This window comes from Streptomyces sp. NPDC001880 (assembly GCF_053594575.1).
On the sequence record NZ_JBSFET010000021.1, the window covers coordinates 80,878 to 98,756 of the forward strand.

At 71.1% G+C, this 17,879-nt stretch carries 19 protein-coding genes and 1 riboswitch; of the genes, 9 read left to right on the forward strand and 10 right to left on the reverse strand.

Annotated features, from left to right (window positions below):
- Positions 1 to 19: 19 nt before the first annotated feature.
- Both ACWCQ6_RS15270 and ACWCQ6_RS15275 read right to left on the reverse strand, forming a co-directional pair.
- A complete protein-coding gene (locus tag ACWCQ6_RS15270) occupies positions 20 to 700 on the reverse strand; it encodes a hypothetical protein (RefSeq protein ID WP_451089256.1) in 681 nt (226 codons plus the stop codon).
- On the reverse strand, positions 693 to 1,472 hold the full coding sequence (locus tag ACWCQ6_RS15275) for an alpha/beta hydrolase (RefSeq protein WP_451089258.1): 780 nt from the start codon (positions 1,470 to 1,472) through the stop codon (positions 693 to 695). Before ACWCQ6_RS15275 ends, ACWCQ6_RS15270 begins: the two co-directional genes overlap by 8 nt.
- Positions 1,473 to 1,667: 195 nt before the next feature.
- Here ACWCQ6_RS15275 and ACWCQ6_RS15280 point away from each other — a divergent pair, with 195 nt between their 5' ends.
- From ACWCQ6_RS15280 to ACWCQ6_RS15290, 3 genes are read left to right on the forward strand one after another with little or no spacing between them, the layout of a single operon-like run.
- Positions 1,668 to 2,411: a lysophospholipid acyltransferase family protein gene (locus ACWCQ6_RS15280; protein ID WP_451089260.1), complete on the forward strand. Its 744-nt coding sequence runs from the start codon at positions 1,668 to 1,670 to the stop codon at positions 2,409 to 2,411.
- Positions 2,412 to 2,462: 51 nt separating this feature from the next.
- Positions 2,463 to 3,686, forward strand: coding sequence for a MacS family sensor histidine kinase (gene macS, locus ACWCQ6_RS15285; protein ID WP_451089262.1), 1,224 nt, complete (start codon positions 2,463 to 2,465; stop codon positions 3,684 to 3,686).
- Complete coding sequence (locus ACWCQ6_RS15290; protein WP_451089264.1) at positions 3,683 to 4,375, forward strand: response regulator; 693 nt, start codon at positions 3,683 to 3,685, stop codon at positions 4,373 to 4,375. The genes macS and ACWCQ6_RS15290 overlap by 4 nt, the downstream gene beginning before the upstream one ends.
- A gap of 46 nt (positions 4,376 to 4,421) precedes the next feature.
- On the opposite strand, the gene ACWCQ6_RS15295 is transcribed toward ACWCQ6_RS15290, so the two are convergent.
- Both ACWCQ6_RS15295 and ACWCQ6_RS15300 read right to left on the reverse strand, forming a co-directional pair.
- Positions 4,422 to 6,410 (reverse strand): anthranilate synthase family protein, encoded by a 1,989-nt coding sequence (locus ACWCQ6_RS15295; RefSeq protein WP_451089266.1) that lies wholly within the window; start codon positions 6,408 to 6,410, stop codon positions 4,422 to 4,424.
- Between the two features lie 93 nt (positions 6,411 to 6,503).
- Entirely contained in the window at positions 6,504 to 6,560 is a 57-nt protein-coding gene (locus ACWCQ6_RS15300) for a trp operon leader peptide (RefSeq protein WP_148835614.1), read from the reverse strand.
- Between the two features lie 103 nt (positions 6,561 to 6,663).
- On the opposite strand from ACWCQ6_RS15300, the gene ACWCQ6_RS15305 reads away from it, so the two are divergent.
- Positions 6,664 to 8,010 carry a class II 3-deoxy-7-phosphoheptulonate synthase gene (locus tag ACWCQ6_RS15305; RefSeq protein ID WP_451089295.1) on the forward strand — a complete coding sequence of 449 codons (1,347 nt, stop codon included), beginning with the start codon at positions 6,664 to 6,666 and terminating at the stop codon, positions 8,008 to 8,010.
- 169 nt (positions 8,011 to 8,179) lie between these two features.
- Positions 8,180 to 8,488: a (2Fe-2S)-binding protein gene (locus ACWCQ6_RS15310; protein WP_451089268.1), complete on the forward strand. Its 309-nt coding sequence runs from the start codon at positions 8,180 to 8,182 to the stop codon at positions 8,486 to 8,488.
- 88 nt (positions 8,489 to 8,576) lie between these two features.
- On the opposite strand, the gene bfr is transcribed toward ACWCQ6_RS15310, so the two are convergent.
- A complete protein-coding gene (bfr, locus tag ACWCQ6_RS15315; protein WP_451089270.1) occupies positions 8,577 to 9,056 on the reverse strand; it encodes a bacterioferritin in 480 nt (159 codons plus the stop codon).
- A gap of 155 nt (positions 9,057 to 9,211) precedes the next feature.
- On the opposite strand from bfr, the gene ACWCQ6_RS15320 reads away from it, so the two are divergent.
- Positions 9,212 to 9,844 carry a sulfite oxidase-like oxidoreductase gene (locus ACWCQ6_RS15320; RefSeq protein ID WP_451089272.1) on the forward strand — a complete coding sequence of 211 codons (633 nt, stop codon included), beginning with the start codon at positions 9,212 to 9,214 and terminating at the stop codon, positions 9,842 to 9,844.
- Between the two features lie 37 nt (positions 9,845 to 9,881).
- Here the strand turns inward: ACWCQ6_RS15320 and ACWCQ6_RS15325 are convergent, their stop codons facing one another.
- The 5 genes from ACWCQ6_RS15325 to thiO all read right to left on the reverse strand — a co-directional run bounded on the left by ACWCQ6_RS15325 (position 9,882) and on the right by thiO (position 15,001).
- The gene (locus ACWCQ6_RS15325) at positions 9,882 to 10,736 is read right to left on the reverse strand and encodes a deoxyribonuclease IV (RefSeq protein WP_451089274.1); all 855 of its coding nucleotides are present in this window, start codon (positions 10,734 to 10,736) and stop codon (positions 9,882 to 9,884) included.
- A 6-nt stretch (positions 10,737 to 10,742) separates the two neighbouring features.
- On the reverse strand, positions 10,743 to 12,659 hold the full coding sequence (gene pknB, locus ACWCQ6_RS15330) for a Stk1 family PASTA domain-containing Ser/Thr kinase (protein ID WP_451089276.1): 1,917 nt from the start codon (positions 12,657 to 12,659) through the stop codon (positions 10,743 to 10,745).
- 111 nt (positions 12,660 to 12,770) lie between these two features.
- On the reverse strand, positions 12,771 to 13,565 hold the full coding sequence (locus ACWCQ6_RS15335; RefSeq protein WP_451089278.1) for a thiazole synthase: 795 nt from the start codon (positions 13,563 to 13,565) through the stop codon (positions 12,771 to 12,773).
- Positions 13,566 to 13,568: 3 nt separating this feature from the next.
- The gene (gene thiS, locus ACWCQ6_RS15340) at positions 13,569 to 13,820 is read right to left on the reverse strand and encodes a sulfur carrier protein ThiS (RefSeq protein WP_451089280.1); all 252 of its coding nucleotides are present in this window, start codon (positions 13,818 to 13,820) and stop codon (positions 13,569 to 13,571) included.
- A complete protein-coding gene (thiO, locus tag ACWCQ6_RS15345) occupies positions 13,817 to 15,001 on the reverse strand; it encodes a glycine oxidase ThiO (RefSeq protein ID WP_451089282.1) in 1,185 nt (394 codons plus the stop codon). The genes thiS and thiO overlap by 4 nt, the downstream gene beginning before the upstream one ends.
- Positions 14,999 to 15,110: riboswitch (TPP riboswitch) on the reverse strand. (Overlaps the previous gene by 3 nt.)
- A 50-nt stretch (positions 15,111 to 15,160) precedes the next feature.
- Between thiO and ACWCQ6_RS15350 the strand changes: the two genes are divergently transcribed.
- The 3 genes from ACWCQ6_RS15350 to ACWCQ6_RS15360 all read left to right on the forward strand — a co-directional run bounded on the left by ACWCQ6_RS15350 (position 15,161) and on the right by ACWCQ6_RS15360 (position 17,751).
- The gene (locus tag ACWCQ6_RS15350; protein ID WP_451089284.1) at positions 15,161 to 15,505 is read left to right on the forward strand and encodes a hypothetical protein; all 345 of its coding nucleotides are present in this window, start codon (positions 15,161 to 15,163) and stop codon (positions 15,503 to 15,505) included.
- A 28-nt stretch (positions 15,506 to 15,533) separates the two neighbouring features.
- Positions 15,534 to 16,790, forward strand: a complete 1,257-nt coding sequence (locus ACWCQ6_RS15355) for an NAD(P)/FAD-dependent oxidoreductase (RefSeq protein WP_451089286.1) — start codon at positions 15,534 to 15,536, stop codon at positions 16,788 to 16,790.
- A gap of 595 nt (positions 16,791 to 17,385) precedes the next feature.
- Positions 17,386 to 17,751 carry an Rv2175c family DNA-binding protein gene (locus ACWCQ6_RS15360; protein WP_451089287.1) on the forward strand — a complete coding sequence of 122 codons (366 nt, stop codon included), beginning with the start codon at positions 17,386 to 17,388 and terminating at the stop codon, positions 17,749 to 17,751.
- The last annotated feature ends 128 nt before the right edge of the window (positions 17,752 to 17,879 follow it).

The window sequence follows — 17,879 nt, forward strand, 5'->3', positions numbered from 1 at the left end:
GCCGCAGCGCCCCCTTCTTTCAGACCACCGCCCCGCGCCCCGGGTCGTCGTCGTCCTCGTCGTCGTCGTTCATCCGGGCCACCAGCGTGACGAAACCGCCCAGGAAGCCACCGACACAGACCGTCGTGAGCCACCAGGTCATGTCCCACCGCAGCACCACCGCGAGGAGCATCAGCACCGGACCGCCGACGACCGCGAGCCAGGCGAACTTCGCCGTGACATCGGCCTCCGGCAGCGGCGGCGGCTCCGGGGGGACGAAATGCCCCTCGTCGCCGTCGTCGAGGTCGTCGTCCTTCGGCTCCGCGACCTCGTAGTCGCGCGGGCCCGCGACGCCGGGGGCGAACACGATCGAGCTGCCGAGCGGCTTCTCCGGCGGCTTCGCGGACTTCTTCCCCAGCCCCTTGTCGGGATCCAGGACGCCGGGCTGACCGTCCTCCAGCAGCGCGAGATCCTCGACCGACCGGAACGGCTTGGTGCCCGGCGGGTCCGGCGGCTCCTCGCCGTACCCCGCGACTATCGCCTGCCACGCCGCGTCCTCGTCGACCGACGGCCCGGACCGGTCACCGTCGGCGCCCGGCGACGCCTCCCGGGCAGCGGCGTCCTGCGGAACCGTGCCGTCGTCGGGCACGGCGGCCCCCTCCGCGGGAAGGGGCTCGCGCCCCTCCTCGCCACCCGCGCGCTCCGCGTCGTGCTCAGCCACCTGACGTGCTCCCCTTCTTTCCGACGCTCGGGGCGAGGCGGCCGATGAACCGATAGCTCTCGTCGAAGATCCGCTCCGCATCGTGGTCCAACGTCGCCACGTGGTAGCTCTGTTCCAGCAGGATCTCCTCGACGTCCGTCGACGACACCCGGCCGAGGATGCGGGCCGAGTCGGCGGGCGGCACCACATGGTCCTGCGGGCTGTGCAGCAGCACGATCGGCTGGGTGACCTGGGGGAGTTCGGCGTCGACCAGACGGAAGAAATTCCGCAGCGAATGCGCCGCGTGCAACGGCACCCGGTCGTACCCCACCTCCTCGGAGCCCGGCAGGGCGATGTCACTCGCCAGACCCTTCGTCGTCCGCACCAGATGCCGGGCCACCGGCAGCGCGTACGCCGACAGGCCGTGCACCTTGTTCGCCGGATTGACCAGCACCAGGCCGCTGATCGCGTCCCCGTGCTTCGCCGCCAGCCGCAGCGTCAGCGTGCCGCCCATGGACAGCCCGAAGACGAAGACCTGGCCGCACCGCTCCAGCAGGGCGCGCAGCTCCCGGTCCACCTCCGCGTACCAGTCCCGCCAGCCGGTGAGCTGCATGTCCTCCCAGCGGGTGCCGTGTCCCGGCAGCAGGGGCAGCGAGACGGTGAGCCCGCGCTCCGCCAGATACTGCGCCCAGGGGCGCAGCGACTGCGGGGAACCGGTGAATCCGTGACAGAGAAGGACGCCGACCTCTCCGCCCTCGTGGCGGAACGGCTCGGCTCCAGGAAGGACCGGCACCGGGGTCTCCTGTTCGTGAGGCTCGAAGGGGAGCGAAAGGGGGGAGTACAGAAGGATTACTTCACCGTACGCGACCGGGCTGACACCGACCAGGGCCGTCACCGCCTCCGGCCGCCGCACCGGCTCCGTGCCGGGCGGAAGCGCGGGAGGCCCACGGGTTAAGGTCTGTCCGACAGCACACAGGAGGCACCCGAGTTGATCTACGGCGCAATGAAGTTCTCCATCGGCGGGGGTCTGAAGCTCGCCTTCCGGCCATGGGTGGAGGGCCTGGAGAACATTCCCGCGCAGGGACCGGCGATCCTCGCGAGCAACCACCTGTCGTTCTCCGACTCGTTCTTCCTGCCGGCCGTCCTCGACCGCAAGGTCACCTTCATCGCCAAGTCCGAGTACTTCACCGGACCCGGCGTGAAGGGCAAGCTGACCGCGGCCTTCTTCAAGGGCGTCGGCCAGCTCCCGGTGGACCGCTCGGGCGCCCGCGGCGCCGGTGAGGCGGCCATCAAGGCGGGCATCGCGGTCATCGAGAGCGGCGGCCTCTTCGGCATCTACCCGGAGGGCACCCGCTCGCCCGACGGCCGTCTCTACCGCGGCAAGCCCGGCGGGCTCGCCAGGGTGGCGCTGGCCACCGGAGCGCCCGTCATCCCCGTTGCAATGATCGACACGGAGAAGATCCAGCCACCCGGCCAGGTGATGCCCAAGCTGATGCGTCCGGGGATCAGGATCGGCAAGCCGCTCGACTTCAGCCGCTACCACGGCATGGACGGGGACCGTTTCATCCTCCGCTCGGTCACCGACGAGGTGATGTACGAGATCATGAAGCTCTCCGGCCAGGAGTACGTCGACATCTACGCGACGGCGGCCAAGCGGCAGATCGCGGAAGACGCGAAACGCCGCGCCGAGGCGGAGAAGCACAAGGGCACCGAATCCGGAACGCAAGGCTGAAGGAACGGTACGGCGCGTGAGTGCGCCGGTGCTGTCCGGGGGGTGGGGGAAGTGGCCAGGCGCGAGCGCGTCGTACGGATGTCGGTCGAGCAGCCGCTGTGGAGTGCGCTGAGGGCGTACCGCATCCTGACGATGGTGTACGCGGTCCTGCTCTCCGTCTTCGGCCGGGAGAAGTACGACCGGCCGTGGGTGGCCATCGCCTTCCTGGTGGTGATGGTGGTCTGGACGCTCGCCACCCTTCCGAAGGTCGCGGGCGCCGCCGCCTGCACCAAGCGTTTCCTGGGTGCCGACCTGACCATCGCCCTGGCCGGGATACTCCTCACCCCGCTCGCCGACTTCGAGGCCCAGCAGGTCGACGGCCCGACGCTGCCGTCGATCTGGACCGCGGGTTCCGTGCTGGCCTTCGCGGTCAAGGGCGGCTGGCGCTGGGCGGCCTTCGCCTCCACCTTCGTCGCCCTCGTCAACATCGTCGAGCGCGGCGACCCCAGCCGGGAGACCTTCCACAACGTGCTGCTGGTCTGGGTCGCCTCCATCGCGATCGGGTACGTCGTCGAAGTCGCCAGGGCCAGTGAGCGCACACTCGCCCGCGCCCTGGAGATCGAGGCCGCCACCCGCGAGCGGGAACGGCTGGCCCGGGACATTCACGACAGCGTGCTCCAGGTCCTCGCGATGGTGCAGCGCCGCGGCACCGCGCTGGGCGGGGAGGCAGCCGAGCTGGGCAGGATGGCCGGCGAACAGGAAGTCGCTCTGCGCACCCTGGTCTCCAGCGGTCTTGTGCCCGCAACCCGGGTCTCCGAGGACGCCGCCCAGGGCGCCGTGGTCCGCAGCGTGGAGGTCGACGACGAACCGCCCGGCCGTGCCGACTGCGATCTGCGCTCCCTGCTCGCCCCGCACGCAGGCGCCCGGGTCAGCTTCGCGGAGCCGGGCGCTCCGGTGTTGCTGGCCCCGGCGGCCGCGAGGGAGCTGGCGGCCGCTGTCAGTGCCGCCCTGGACAATGTCAGGGTTCACGCGGGGGAGAATGCCCAGGCATGGATCCTGGTCGAGGACTGGCCGGACGAGGTGATCGTGACGGTCCGGGACGACGGCCCCGGAATCCCGGAGGGAAGGCTCGCCCAGGCCGAGGGGGAAGGGCGGATGGGGGTGGCCCTGTCGATCCGGGGGAGGTTGCGTGACCTGGGCGGCACGGCGGAATTGGTCTCGGTGCCCGGCCAGGGCACCGAGGTCGAGTTGAAGGTTCCGAAGGTTTCACGGGGGAAGGCAGGATCAGCGAGATGAGCACGGAGAACACCCGGACCGCCGAGGAGCGGACCATCAGGGTGATGGTGGTGGACGACCACCCGATGTGGCGCGACGCCGTCGCCCGTGACCTTTCCGAGTCGGGCTTCGAGGTGGTGGCGACCGCCGGTGACGGACCGCAGGCGGTCCGCAGGGCGAAGGCCGTCACCCCCGACGTCCTCGTACTCGACCTCAATCTGCCCGGCATGCCCGGCGTCCAGGTCTGCAAGGAGCTCGTCGGCTCCCACCCGGGGCTGCGGGTGCTCGTGCTCTCCGCGAGCGGCGAGCACGCCGACGTACTGGAAGCGGTCAAGTCCGGCGCCACCGGCTATCTGCTCAAGTCGGCCAGCACCCAGGAGCTGACCGAGGCCGTGCGCTCCACCGCCGTCGGCGACCCCGTCTTCACCCCGGGCCTGGCCGGACTCGTCCTCGGCGAATACCGCAGGCTCGCCTCCGACCCCGCGCCCGTCGCCTCCGACGAGCCCAAGGCCCCGCAGCTCACCGAGCGCGAGACCGAGGTGCTGCGGCTGGTCGCCAAGGGCCTCTCGTACAAGCAGATCGCCGAGCGGCTGGTCATCTCGCACCGCACCGTGCAGAACCACGTGCAGAACACCCTGGGCAAACTCCAGCTGCACAACCGCGTGGAGCTCGTGCGGTACGCGATCGAACGCGGCCTCGACGACGCCTGAGCACCCCGTTCGGCCGAGCGGCGGGGCAGCGGCCTGGGCCGTATGTTCAGCCGGCCACCGGCAGCCCCGCCAGCAGCTGGGCCACGATCCCCGCGCCGCGCAGCGTCAGCACCGACTCCGGGTGGAACTGCACCGAGGCGAAGCCCGGTCCGCGCAGTGCGTGCAGCTCACCGGTCGCCGCGTCCACACTCGCCTCGACACCGTGCGCCGCGAGCTCGGTGACCACCGCCTCGTCGCAGCGCGCGGTGAAGCTGTTGTAGAAGCCCACCGTCTCCGGCCGCCCGAACAGCTCGATCCGGGTCTGCGCGCCCTGGTGAGGCACGGTCTTGCGGACGATCTCCAGCCCCAGCTCCGCCGCGATCAGCTCATGGCCGAGGCAGACCCCGAGCAGGCCGTGCCGGTGATCGCGGACCAGCTCGGCGGCCAGCCCGCGCATCAGGCGCATCTTCGGATCGGCGGTGTCGCCCGGATTCCCCGGCCCGGGACCCAGTACGACAGGACCCTCGTGCGCCCGCACCAGCTCGCGCAGCCCCGGCTCGTCATAGCGGCAGACCGACACATCCAGGCCCGAGGAGCGCAGCAGATGCGCCAGCATCGCGGTGAAGGTGTCCTCCCCGTCGATCACCAGCGCCCGCCCCGTCAACGCGTGGGTGCGCTCCTGCATCCGCAGCCAGAACGGCGCGAGACCGTCCCGCCGGGCATCCAGCGCCGCCTGCGCCCGAGGGTCGCCCGCCAGCCGCGGCCGGGCCGCCTCGTCCACCGGCCGGCCGGGCCGCACCCCGAGCGCGGTGAGCACTCCGGCCGCCTTCGCGTGGGTCTCGGCGACCTCGCCGTCCGGATCGGAGTGACGTACGAGCGTCGCCCCGACCGGCACCCGCAGCGCGCCGTCGGCCGAGATGTCGGCGGTACGGATCAGGATCGGCGAGTCCAGGGTCTGTGCCCCGCCCGGTTCCTGCCGCAGCAGCGCCAGGGCCCCCGCGTAGTAGCCGCGCCCGCCGGGCTCGTACCGCTCGATGACCCGGCAGGCGTTCTGCACCGGGGAGCCGGTGACCGTCGCCGCGAACATGGTCTCCTTCAGCACCTCCCGCACATCCAGCGAGGAGCGCCCGCGCAGCTCGTACTCCGTATGGGCGAGATGGGCCATCTCCTTGAGCCGCGGCCCGATCACCACCCCGCCCATGTCGCCGACGGTGCACATCATCTTCAGCTCCTCGTCGACCACCATGGAGAGCTCCTCGGTCTCCTTGCGGTCGGCGAGGAAGGCCAGCAGGCTCTCCGCGGTCGGGCCCTCGGCGGGGTAGCGGTACGTCCCGCTGATCGGGTTCATCACGACCGTCCCGCCGGACATCCGCACATGCACCTCCGGGCTGGCGCCGACCAGCGTCCGCCCACCCGTCACCCTCCGCCGCCCCGATGAGGAAGGCCCTTCGGGCCCGCCGTCACCCGTCGCCCTCCGCCGCCCCGATGAGGAAGGCCCTTCGGGCCCGCCGTCACCCGTGTGCACGACGAAGGTCCAGTACGCGCCGCGCTCACCGGCCAGCAGCCGCCGGAAGAGAGCCAGCGCGTCGGCCCGGCCGAAGCCGGGGATCTCCCCCCGGAAGGTCCGCCGGACGACGAAGTTCGCGCCCTCACCCTGCCCGATCTCGTCCTCGACGACCCGCCGGACGATCCCGGCGTACTCCTCGTCCCCGACATCGAACGCGCCGCCCTCGACCCGCACGTCCCGGACCGGCAGGTGGTCCAGCACCTCGGCGAGCGGCAGCTCGTACGTCTCCTCCGCGACCAGCACGGACAGCGGTGTCCCGTCGTCGCGCACATCGAAACCGCGCTCCGCGATCTGCCGGAACGGAACCAGGGCGAGCGAGGGCAGCTCACCGACGGGGAGATCGGCGAGCCGGTCCGCCTCCCGCACCGGGCCGATCAGCACCTCGACGGTGTCCTGGTCGCGGCCGGGGGTGCGCCTGCGCAGCAGCGCGAACGGTGGGCAGTGGTCACTCAGGAGTCGCCGGACGACGGCTGCGGTGCGGTGGGGCATGGGGGTGTTCCTTCCGGATGGAGGAACGGCTCCCCAGAACGCGGAGAAGGCCGCCCCTCGGGCGGCCTTCGCGTGGTCTGTCGCGCGCGATTGTCAGTGGGCCGCCGGATGAGCGGTCCACCACCAGTTCTGGTTCTTCTGCGCGAACATGTCCAGAACCCTAGCGGACACCGGCAACGTCCGAGCGCGTGTCTCAACTATTGAGCGCACGGATGGACCTACCGCCAAAACCCGTAGTGTTGGGGTCGTGACCGTGAACGCCAATACCTCCGTCGCCGGTGGCAACACCTGGCGAGACCTTCCCGCGGCGCAGCAGCCCGAGTACCCCGATGCCGAGGCTCTGCGCGATGTACTCGCGGACCTCGCGTCGTATCCGCCCCTCGTGTTCGCGGGCGAGTGCGACCAGCTGCGCGCCCGCATGGGAGCCGTCGCCAAGGGCGAGGCGTTCCTGCTGCAGGGGGGTGACTGCGCCGAGGCCTTCGACGCCGTGTCGGCCGACCACATCCGGGCCAAGCTGAAGACGCTGCTCCAGATGAGTGCCGTCCTGACGTACGCGGCCTCCGTGCCCGTCGTCAAGGTGGGCCGGATCGCCGGTCAGTACTCCAAGCCCCGCTCCAAGCCGACCGAGACCCGTGACGGCGTCACCCTGCCGACCTACCGCGGCGACTCCGTCAACGGCTTCGCCTTCACGGAGAAGGACCGCGTCCCGGACCCGGAGCGGCTGAAGCAGATGTACCACGCGTCCGCTTCCACGCTGAACCTGGTCCGCGCCTTCACCACCGGCGGTTACGCCGACCTGCGCCAGGTGCACGCCTGGAACCAGGACTTCGTGAAGTCGTCCCCGTCCGGCCAGCGCTACGAGGCGCTCGCCCGCGAGATCGACAACGCGCTGAACTTCATGAAGGCGTGCGGCACGGATCCGGCCGAGTTCAAGGCGGTCGAGTTCTACTCCTCGCACGAGGGCCTGCTGCTGGACTACGAGTCGGCGCTGACCCGTACCGACTCGCGCACCGGCGAGCTGTACGACACCTCCGGCCACATGGTCTGGATCGGTGAGCGCACCCGCCAGATGGACGGCGCGCACATCGAGTTCGCCTCGAAGATCCGCAACCCCATCGGCATCAAGCTCGGCCCGACGACCACGGTCGACGAGGCGCTCGGCTACATCGAACGCCTCGACCCCGAGCGCGTGCCCGGCCGGCTGACCTTCATCGTCCGCATGGGCGCCGACAAGGTCCGCGACAAGCTCCCGGCCCTGGTCGAGAAGGTCACCGCCTCCGGTGCCACCGTGGCGTGGGTGACCGACCCGATGCACGGCAACACCTTCGAGGCCGCCTCCGGCCACAAGACCCGTCGCTTCGACGACGTCCTGGACGAGGTCAAGGGCTTCTTCGAGGTGCACAAGGCCCTCGGTACGCACCCGGGCGGCATCCATGTCGAGCTCACCGGTGACGACGTCACCGAGTGCGTCGGCGGCGGACACGAGATCTTCGTGGACGATCTGCACCAGCGCTACGAGACGGCCTGCGACCCGCGGCTCAACCGCAGCCAGTCGCTCGACCTGGCGTTCCTCGTCGCCGAGATGTACCGGAACCAGTAGGCACCGCCGCAGGTGGCGCGCGTACGACTGTGGGGCACGGATCGATGTGATCCGTGCCCCACAGGGCGTTCGGGGGCTTTCAGCGCCTTCCGCGCCGGGTAAGGTTAGGTTAGCCTCACCGTTAGACGGGGTGGCAGTGAACGACCGAACCCGCCGGGAGGTGAACCGCGTGTACGTCTGCTCTTGCTTCGGCATCACGGAGAAGCAGGTCAAGGAGCATGCGGACGCCGGGGCCTGCACGCCCAGGCAGATAGCCTCCGCCTGCAAGGCGGGCACCGACTGCGGCAACTGCGTCCGGGCCATCCAGGCCGTGCTCGGCCGCGGCACCTGTCCGCGCCGCGAACTGCTCGACCGGAAGCGGACGCCCGGCACTGCCGCCGACATCACCTCTCAGGCCGCGCCCGGGACCGCCCCGGGCATCACTCCCGGTATCGCCCCGGGCGTGGCTCCGGGAATCCCACTCCCCGACGCGGCCTGATCCGAACGAAGGCCCTGGGGCGTGTTTCGAAGGTACCGCCTGGCCGGGGGCGCCCTCCGGGCGGACGACGCTGCCTTCGAATCACGCCCTAGCTGTCCGGCTGCTCGATCTGCTGGGCGATGTAGAGCGGCTCGCCGAGCTTCTCGATCAGTTCCAGCTGGGTGTCGAGATAGTCGATGTGGTGCTCCTCGTCCTCCAGGATCGACTCGAAGATGTTCGCGGACGTGATGTCGCCCTTGCCGCGCATCAGCTCGATCCCGCGCTTGAGGCGGTCGATCGCCTCCACCTCGACCTGACGGTCTGCCTGGAACATCTCGGTGACGGTCTGGCCCACCCTCACATGGAACAGCCGCTGGTAGTTGGGGAGTCCTTCGAGGAAGAGGATGCGGTCCGTGAGGATCTCGGCGTGCTTCATCTCGTCGAACGACTCGGAGCGGGTGTACTTCGCGAGCTTCGTCCAGCCGAAGTTGTCCTGCATCTTCGCATGCAGGAAGTACTGATTGATGGCCGTCAATTCTGCGGTCAGCTGCTCGTTCAGGAACTCAAGGACCTCGGGGTCGCCCTGCATCGCAGAGGCTCCTTCCAACCGGTGAACTGGGCAAGTTGGCCGCATCTTGTCATCGCACCCGATGGCCGTCCAGTAAGTACAGGCTTACTGTGAGTTGTCCTGATTCTTCCCTGCCCTGGTCGGGACCACCCCTGCCTGTCTGTCACCATGGAGTCATGGGTCAGCCGGAAAGCCGGGAACACCGCGCGTCAGAGCAGTCCGAGCTACCGCCGGGACAGCGACTCCAGCGTGGTTGGCCGGTTACCCACTACGGACCCGTGCCCAAGTTCAAGCCCGACCGCTGGGAGTTCCGGGTCTTCGGGGCCACCGCGGACGGCGAGAAGCACTGCTGGAACCATCAGGAGTTCTCGGTGCTGCCGTTCGTCTCGATAGTCGCCGACCTGCACTGCGTCACGAAATTCAGCATGATCGGTGCCGAATGGGGCGGGGTTCTGGCCCGTACGGTACTTGAGCTGGCGCCGCCCGCGCCGAACGTCACCCATGTGATGGTCTGGGCCGAGTACGGCTTCAGCTCCAATCTGAGGCTCTCCGACTTTGCCTCGGACCGAACACTTTTCGCCACTCACAAGGGCGGCGAACTGCTCACCGCCGAGCACGGTTTTCCGCTCCGCCTCGTCGTGCCGCACCTCTACGCCTGGAAGGGGCCCAAGTGGGTCCGGGGCGTCGAATACATGACGGCCGACCGCCGCGGCTTCTGGGAGGAGCGTGGCTATCACAACATCGGTGACCCGTGGAGCGAGCAGCGCTACTCCTACCAGGAAGAGTCAGGGGACGGCCCCGAGCTCTGACCGTATACCCCCATGGGGTATTCCTCAACGGGGGGAATCAGTTGTCGCGCAGCCCCTTCAGCCGGGCCACGTCCGACGCGTGGCCCTCCTTGCCGCCCGGCGTCTCGATGATCAGCGGTACGCCCGCGGTCGCCGGATGCGAGAAGAGCTCACGGAACGGTCCCTCGCCGATGTGCCCGGCGCCGATGTTCTCGTGCCGGTCCTTGTGAGCCCCCACCACGTCCTTGGAGTCATTGGCGTGGATCAGTTTCAGCCGGCCCTCGCCGACCGTTGAAACCAGCAGATCCAGGGTCTGCCGCATGCCTGCGGGGCCGGTCAGATCGTGACCCGCCGCGTAGATGTGACAGGTGTCGAGGCAGATACCGAGCTTGGGGTGGGCGTCGAGCGCGTCGAAGTACGGGCCGAAGTCCCAGGTCCGCGAGCAGAGCGAGAATCCCTGCCCGGCGGTCGACTCCAGCAGCAGATACGGGTCGTCGTCGTGGGTCAGTTCGTCCAGGAGCGGCCGCATGTGCGTGCGTACCTGCGCCAGGGCCTGCTCGCGCGGCCGTCCGCCGGTGGCCGATCCGGTGTGCACCACGACGCCCAGGGCGCCGATCTCGCGGGCCCGGCGCAGCGAGTGGCGCAGCGACTCCACGGACTTCTCGACCGTCGCCTCGGTGTGCGATCCGAAGTTGATCAGGTACGGGGCGTGGACGTACGCCGGGATGGATCCGGCGGTGCACTCCGCACGGAACTGCTCGTCCTGGGCCGGGTTGCCGGCGGGGGTCGCCCAGCCGCGCGGGTTGGCGACGAAGACCTGGACGGCCTCCGCCCCCATCTCGCGGGCGTAGGGGAGGCCGGCCTTGGCGAGGCCGCCGGCCACCGGAACATGGCCGCCGACTGGGTTTCGCATGTGGATCTAGAGTCCCCTGGTCTTGATGGTGATGGTGCTGCCCTCGGGCGCCTGCTTGCCGCCGTCCACGGACTGGCTCGCGACGGCGTCGCTGAAGGACAGGAACGGGCGGTCGACCTTGACCTCGAAGCCCGCGTCCTCCAGTTCGCTCGTGGCCTCGTCGACGTCCTTGCCGGTGACGTCCGGGACGTCGATCATGCGCGGCCCGTCGGAGACCGTCAGCTCGACGGTGTCGCCCTCGGCGGCCTCGGTCCCATCGCCCGGCGACTGCCGGGCGATGTCGCCGGCGACCTCCGGGGAATTGACCCGGCCGGGCAGCACCTTGGCCTTGAGCCCCTCCTCCTCCAGCGCGGCGGTGGCGTCCGCCACCGACAGCCCGGTGACATCGGGGACGTCCACCGGAGTGCCCTTGCTGACGACCATGGCGATCGCTGAGTCCGAATGGCGCTCGGTGCCCGCCACGGGGTCCGTACGGATCACGTCGCCCCGTACCGTCTCCTCGCTGAACTCCTTGGTGACCATGCCGGGCACCAGGCCGGCCTTCTTCAGCTCGGCCCTGGCATCGGCGACCGAGAGGTCCTTGAGGTCGGGTACCTCCACGATCTCGGGGCCGCGCGAGACGACGAGCGTCACCGCGTCGTTGTCCCTGACGCGGGTGCCGGACTCCGGGTCGCTGCTGATGACCTTGCCGCGCTCCACGGTGTCGCTGTAGGACCGTTTGACGCCCTTGACCTCCAGACCGGCGTCCGAGAGCCGCCGCTCGGCGTTCTTCTCGGTCTGTCCGAGCAGCGAGGGCACCTGGGTGAACTGCCCGGAGTTGATGTACCAGACACCGGTGCCGATCCCCAGCGCCAGCAGCACGGCGACGACCACGGCGATCACGGAGCGCCGCGGCCCGAGAGGACTCCGGTCCCGCGCCGCGGTCCGCGGCGGCTCGGGCGGGGGCATCTCCAGCCGGCTGGTGTGGTGCGTGACGCCCTGGCCGGCCGGGAGCAGCCGGGGGATCACGCTGGTGCGGTCCTCGGCGGCGTCGCGCACCTCGGCGGTGGCCTGCGGCGGTACGGCGTCCAGCTGGGCGTCGGTGAGACCGGAGCGGGCCTCACGGGTCTCGGCGAGCAGCGCCACCGCGTCGAACGGGCGGAGCTCGGGGTCACGGGCGGTGGCGCTCGCCACCAGGTCGTCGAGCGCGGCCGGGAGCCCCGGGACATTGGCCGACGGAGGCGGGACGGCCTCGTTGAGGTGCTGGTAGAGGACGTGGGCGGGGGTGTCGCCGCCGTGCGGTTTGGACCCGGTCAGCATCTCGTACAGGACGACGCCGCAGGCGTACACATCGGTGCGGGTGTCCGCCGTGCCGTCCTCTATCTGCTCGGGGGCGAGATAGGAGACCGTGCCCAGGACGGACCCGGTGGTGTTGGTGACGGTGCCCACCGCCCGCACGAGACCGAAGTCGGCGACCTTGACCCGGCCGTCGTCCCCTATCAGGACGTTCTCCGGCTTCATGTCGCGGTGCACGAAGCCCGCCCGGTGCGCCGCGCCCAGGGCGGCGAGGACCGGCTCCAGGATGTCCAGGGCGGCCCTCGGCTGGAGCGCGCCGCGATCGCGCAGCACATCGCGCAGAGTGCAGCCCGCGACGTACTCCATCGCCAGGTAGACGTACTGCCCCTGGGCGCCCTGGTCGAAGACCGCGACCACGTTGGGGTGCGCGAGCCGGGCCACGGACTTGGCCTCCCGGATGAAGCGCTCGACGAACGAGGCGTCGGTCGCCAGCGCCGGGTGCATCACCTTGAGGGCGAGCACCCGGTCCAGCCGGGTGTCCACGGCCCGGTAGACCGTGGCCATGCCGCCCACGGCGATGCGGGCATCGACGCGGTAGCGGCCGTCGAGCAGCTGCCCGACAAGAGGGTCCTGGAGGGTCGTATCCACGCAGGTGAGTCTACGAGCCGCCGCGGGACACGGCCCACGGCCGGGCACTCGTGAGGCAGTACCGCAGCCGAGTCGTGACAGGGACACGCACTCCACGCCCGTGCCGACGGCTCAGAAGGCCGGGCGTTCCGGGTCCAGCACCGCGAGCCCCTCCACCGGCGACGACGCCTCGGCGAAGTGGCGGCGCGGAATCCGGCCGGCCCGGTACGCCAGCCGCCCGGCCTCCACCGCGTGGCGCATCGCCGAGGCCATCAGCTCGGGCTCCTGGGCCCGGGTCACCGCGGACGCCAGCATCACCGCCGAGCACCCCAGCTCCATCGCGAACGCCGCGTCGGAGGCCGTCCCGGCGCCCGCGTCGAGGATGACCGGCACCCGGGCCTGCTCGACGATCAGCCGGAAGTTGTGCGGATTGCGGATACCGAGCCCGGAGCCTATGGGGGAGCCGAGCGGCATGACCGCCGCGCACCCCACGTCCTGGAGCCTGCGGGCCAGCACCGGATCGTCATTGGTGTACGGCAGCACGGTGAAGCCGTCGTCCACCAGGATCTCCGCAGCGTCCAGCAGCTCGACCGGATCGGGCAGCAGGGTCCGCTCGTCGGCCACCACCTCCAGCTTGATCCAGTCGGTGCCGAGCGCCTCGCGGGCCAGCCGGGCGGTCAGCACGGCCTCGCCCGCGGTGAAGCAGCCCGCCGTGTTCGGCAGCACGCGGATGGAGAGCCGTCGCAGGACGGAGAGCACCGAGCCCTGCACGGTCGGATCGAGGCGGCGCATCGCGACGGTGGTCAGCTCGGTGCCGGAGGCGGTCAGGGAGCGTTCCAGCACGTCGAGGCCGGCCGCCCCGCCCGTACCCATGATCAGCCGGGAGCCGAAGGTGGCGTCGCCGAGGGCGAAGAGGTCGTCCGGCATGGTTCAGCCTCCCTGGACCGCGGTCAGGACCTCGACGCGGTCGCCGTCGAGGAGCGCGGCGGCGGACCATCGGCCGCGCGGTACTACGGTCTCGTTGACGGCGGCCGCGACGCCGGAGCGCGCGGTGGTCAGGGTGGCGACCAGGGCGTCCAGGGTGGTGCCCGGGGCGAGGAGCCGGACCTCGCCGTTCACGGACACGGAGAGGGGCGCGGGCTCGGACGGGGATGCGGGCTCGTGGGACACGGGCTCGGTCATGCGGGCTGCTCCTGACGTACGGAGACGGCGGGGGACGGGAAACGGCGCGGAGTGAAGGGACGGGCCGGCTCGGGCGGCTCGCCCCCGGTGAGGAGCTCGGCCATGACGTCACCGGTGATGGGGGTGAGCAGGACCCCGTTGCGGTGGTGGCCGGTGGCGAGGTGGAGACCGGGCAGAGTGGTGGGGCCGAGCAGCGGGCCGTTGTCGGGGGAGGCGGGGCGCAGGCCGGCCAGGGTCTCGGTGAGCGGCAGCTCGGTGATGCCGGGCACCAGCTCGTGGGCGTCCCGCAGCAGCTCGTAGACGCCGCCCGCGGTGACGGTGGTGTCCCAGCCCATCTCCTCGCTGGTGGCGCCGACGACCAGTTCGCCGTTCTCGCGCGGCACCAGGTAGACGTGGCTGCCCCGGACCAGGGCCCGTACCGTCCGGCTCAGGAACGGCGCGTACGGCGCCGGTACGTTCAGCCGCAGCACCTGGCCCTTCACCGGCCGGACCGGCGGCACGACCTCGTCCGGCAGCCCCGCCAGCCTGCCGCTGAGGCTGCCGGCAGCGAGTACGACCTGGTCGGCCGAGAGCTCCGTACCGCCGGCGAGCACCGCCCCGGCGGCCCGGTCGTCCACCACGCTCAGGCGCTCCACCCAGCCGCGGTGGAAGACCACTCCGGCCCGCTCGCAGGCGGTCAGCAGGGCGGCGGCCAGCCGGCGCGGATCGATCTGGTGGTCGCCGTCGACCCGCAGACCACCCCGGACGCCCGGCGCGAGCATCGGCTCCAGACGGCGGCACTCACGGCCGGTGAGCCACTGCGACTCAAGCCCCGAACGCCGCTGGAGGGCGTGCAGGTCCCGCAGATGGGCGCGGTCGTCGGAGTCCAGCGCGACGGCCAGGGTGCCGCAGGCACGGAAGCCGGTCTCCACCCCGCTCGCCGCCTCCAGCTCGGCCGCGAAGGCCGGATAGCGGGCGGCGGAGGCGAGATTGAGGCCCAGCAGCAGCTGTTCGCCGTAATGGAGTTCGGTGACGGCGGCCAGCATGCCGGCCGCCACCCGGGCGGCGCCGCCCCCCGGTTCGGGGTCGGCGACCGCGGTGCGCAGTCCGCGTTGCGCGGCCCGCCAGGCCGTCACCAGGCCGATGATCCCGCCCCCGACGACCAGGACATCGGATCCGTTTCCGTTCCGAGAAGAACGCATGGGCTTCCAGCCCCTCCCTTCGCCGGCATGACCCGGATCAGGTTCGTACGGTCGGAGGCCGCCAGCCTCCCTCTCAGCCCGGTGCGTCCGGGCTCCCGCGAGTGCTTTACGTCGGCCACCCTAAACCCCGTTCCCCGGACCGGTGAGGGAGCAGTCACCGTGGCCCGTTCGCTCGACGGACTCGTCCTGTCACCGGTGGCCGACCAGGCGCCCGGCCAGGTCGGCACCCGTACCCGCTTCACGTACCACGAGGAGGACGGCCGTATCTGGGCCGAGTACGCGGGCGGCGACGTGGTCCGCGGCCACCTCGTCGGCACCCGGACCGGCGACGTGCTCGACTTCCGGTACGTCCAGCTCGAGCAGGACGGAACGACGTCCTGCGGCCACTGTGTCTCCACCGTCGTCGACCTCGCGGACGGCCGGGTCCGGCTGGACGAGCGGTGGGAGTGGGAGTCGCAGGAGGGCAGCGGGACGAGCACGGTCGAGGAACTCGCCCTTTCCTGACGTTCCGTCAGGTGATTAAGGTGTACGGGTGAGCGAGCAGCAGCAGTCAGAGCAGCCGGGCCGGCGGGCAGGACGCCGCGTCGTCGTCGTCGGAGCCGGCATGGCCGGGGTGCAGACCGCGGTGGCCCTGCGCGAACAGGGCTTCACCGGCTCCCTGACCCTGATCGGCGCCGAACCGCATCAGCCCTACGACCGGCCCCCGCTGTCCAAGGCGGTGCTGCTCGGCAAGGCCGAGGGCTCCGCCTTCGACATCGACTTCGAGGCGCTGGAGATCGATCTGCAACTGGGCCGGGAGGTCACCGGTGTGCGCCCCGCGGCGCATGAACTGGACACCCCGTCGGGCCCCGTTCCCTACGACGTCCTGGTGATCGCGACCGGCGCCGAACCCGTCGTCCTGCCCGGGGCGGAAGGCGTACCCGGCGTCCATCTGCTGCGCACCCTCGACGACGCGGCACGGCTGCGGCCGGTCCTCGACGAGCAGCACGGCGTCGTGGTCGTCGGCGCGGGCTGGATCGGCGCCGAGTTCGCCACCGCGGCCCGCGCCGCGGGCTGCGCGGTCACCGTCGTCGAGGCCGCCGACCGGCCCCTCGCGGGTGCGATGCCCGCGGAGGTCGCCGCCCCGATGGCCGCCTGGTACGCGGAGATCGGCGCCGAACTCCTCACCGGCGCCCGGGTCGACCGCGTCGAGCCGGGCCGGGTGGTCCTCGCGGACGGCCGCACGGTCCGGGCCGGAGCGGTCGTCGTCGGAATCGGCGCCCGGCCCGCCACCGGCTGGCTGGCCGGCTCCGGCATCGAGCTCGGCCCCGACGGATCGGTGACCGCGGACGGGGCGCTGCGCACCTCGCTGCCCGATGTGTACGCGGTCGGCGACTGCGCCTCGTTCCCCTCCGCCCGGTACGGCGAACGCCTGCTCGTCCACCACTGGGACAACGCGCTCCAGGGTCCGCGCACCGCCGCCGCCAACATCATCGCGGCGCTCGCCGGGGACGGCGCGCCGCCGGTGGCCTACGACCCCGTGCCGTACTTCTGGTCGGAGCAGTTCGACCGGTTCGTGCAGTACGCGGGCCACCACGGGAGCGCCGACACCCTGCTGTGGCGCGGTGATCCGGCCGAGCCCGCCTGGTCGGTGTGCTGGCTGCGCGACGGCGTGCTGGTCGCGGTGCTCGCCGTCGGCCGGCCGCGCGATCTGGCACAGGGGCGCAAGCTCATCGAGGCGGGGGCGCGGCTCGATCCGGCGCGGGCCGCCGACCCCTCCGTACCGCTGAAGTCGGCAGTCCGTCAGTAGCGCGCCGCCGGGCGCGCGGAGCGTCCGGCATGCGGGCAACCCCTTGAGTGGCGGCCGAAGTCGGTGTATCGTGCATCTTTTGGATGGCTCTCTCGTTCCCGAAGGAAGTACATGTCCTGACACGGATGGGTCCGTGCCCTGCGCAGGATCTCCGTGGCCCCGGCCTCGATCACCCTGGCCGGCGGCACGCTCGCCGTACCGACGGACGCGGGCACCGCTCCGAAGCCCGGCTCCGATCCGGCCGCCGACCACCAGGACCCGGTCGACGCGCTGCCGCCGGTCCCGTCGGCCCTGGGCGTGTTTCGAAAGTCCCGCCCGGTCGGGGCGCCAGGTGCGCACGCCTGCCGCGTTGTCGGTCGTCGGCGCAGCGCGCTGTGTTCTCCACCCTCCGCCTTGCGATCGCACGCACCAAACGCCCCCTCCGGGTGGACGACGCCACTTTCGAAACACGCCCTGCGCGCGTTCCCTGACGACCGCGCACGGCTGGGTCACCGGCGACCGGCGGAGCCACTGCCGGGTCTCCGACGTGGTCCGGGAGGCCCTGAAGGGCTGAGTCCGAGTGTCGGCTGTCAGTGCGGGATGGCAGGCTTGTCCTGTGACCGAGATTGACGCAAAGATCGATGCTCTCGTCCCCGCCTGGCTCCACCTGCCCGACATCGCCGAAATGCTCGATGTCGAGGTGACGCGCGTGCGGCAGCTGGTCAAGGAGGGCCAGCTGATCGCCGTACGACGTGGTGAGAACCGGACGCTCCAGGTGCCTGCCGGCTTCATCGACGGCAACAAGGTGGTCAAGGGCCTCTCCGGCACCCTGACGCTCCTGAGGGACGACGGCTACAACGACGCAGAGATGCTGGAGTGGCTCTTCACTCCCGACCCGACCCTGCCGGGCACCCCCGCCCAGGCGCTGAGTGAGAATCGTGGCACGGAGGTGAAGCGCCGCGCCCAGGCGCTCGCCGTCTGACTGCCGGCCGCAGGTGAGGGGACGGGCCGCGCGACCCTGCCCCTGAAAGGCGCCTCAGGCCTCGCGCTTGCACGCTCGCTCAACCCACCACTTACCCCAGCTCCCATCCCGTCCGCCTTCGACCCACA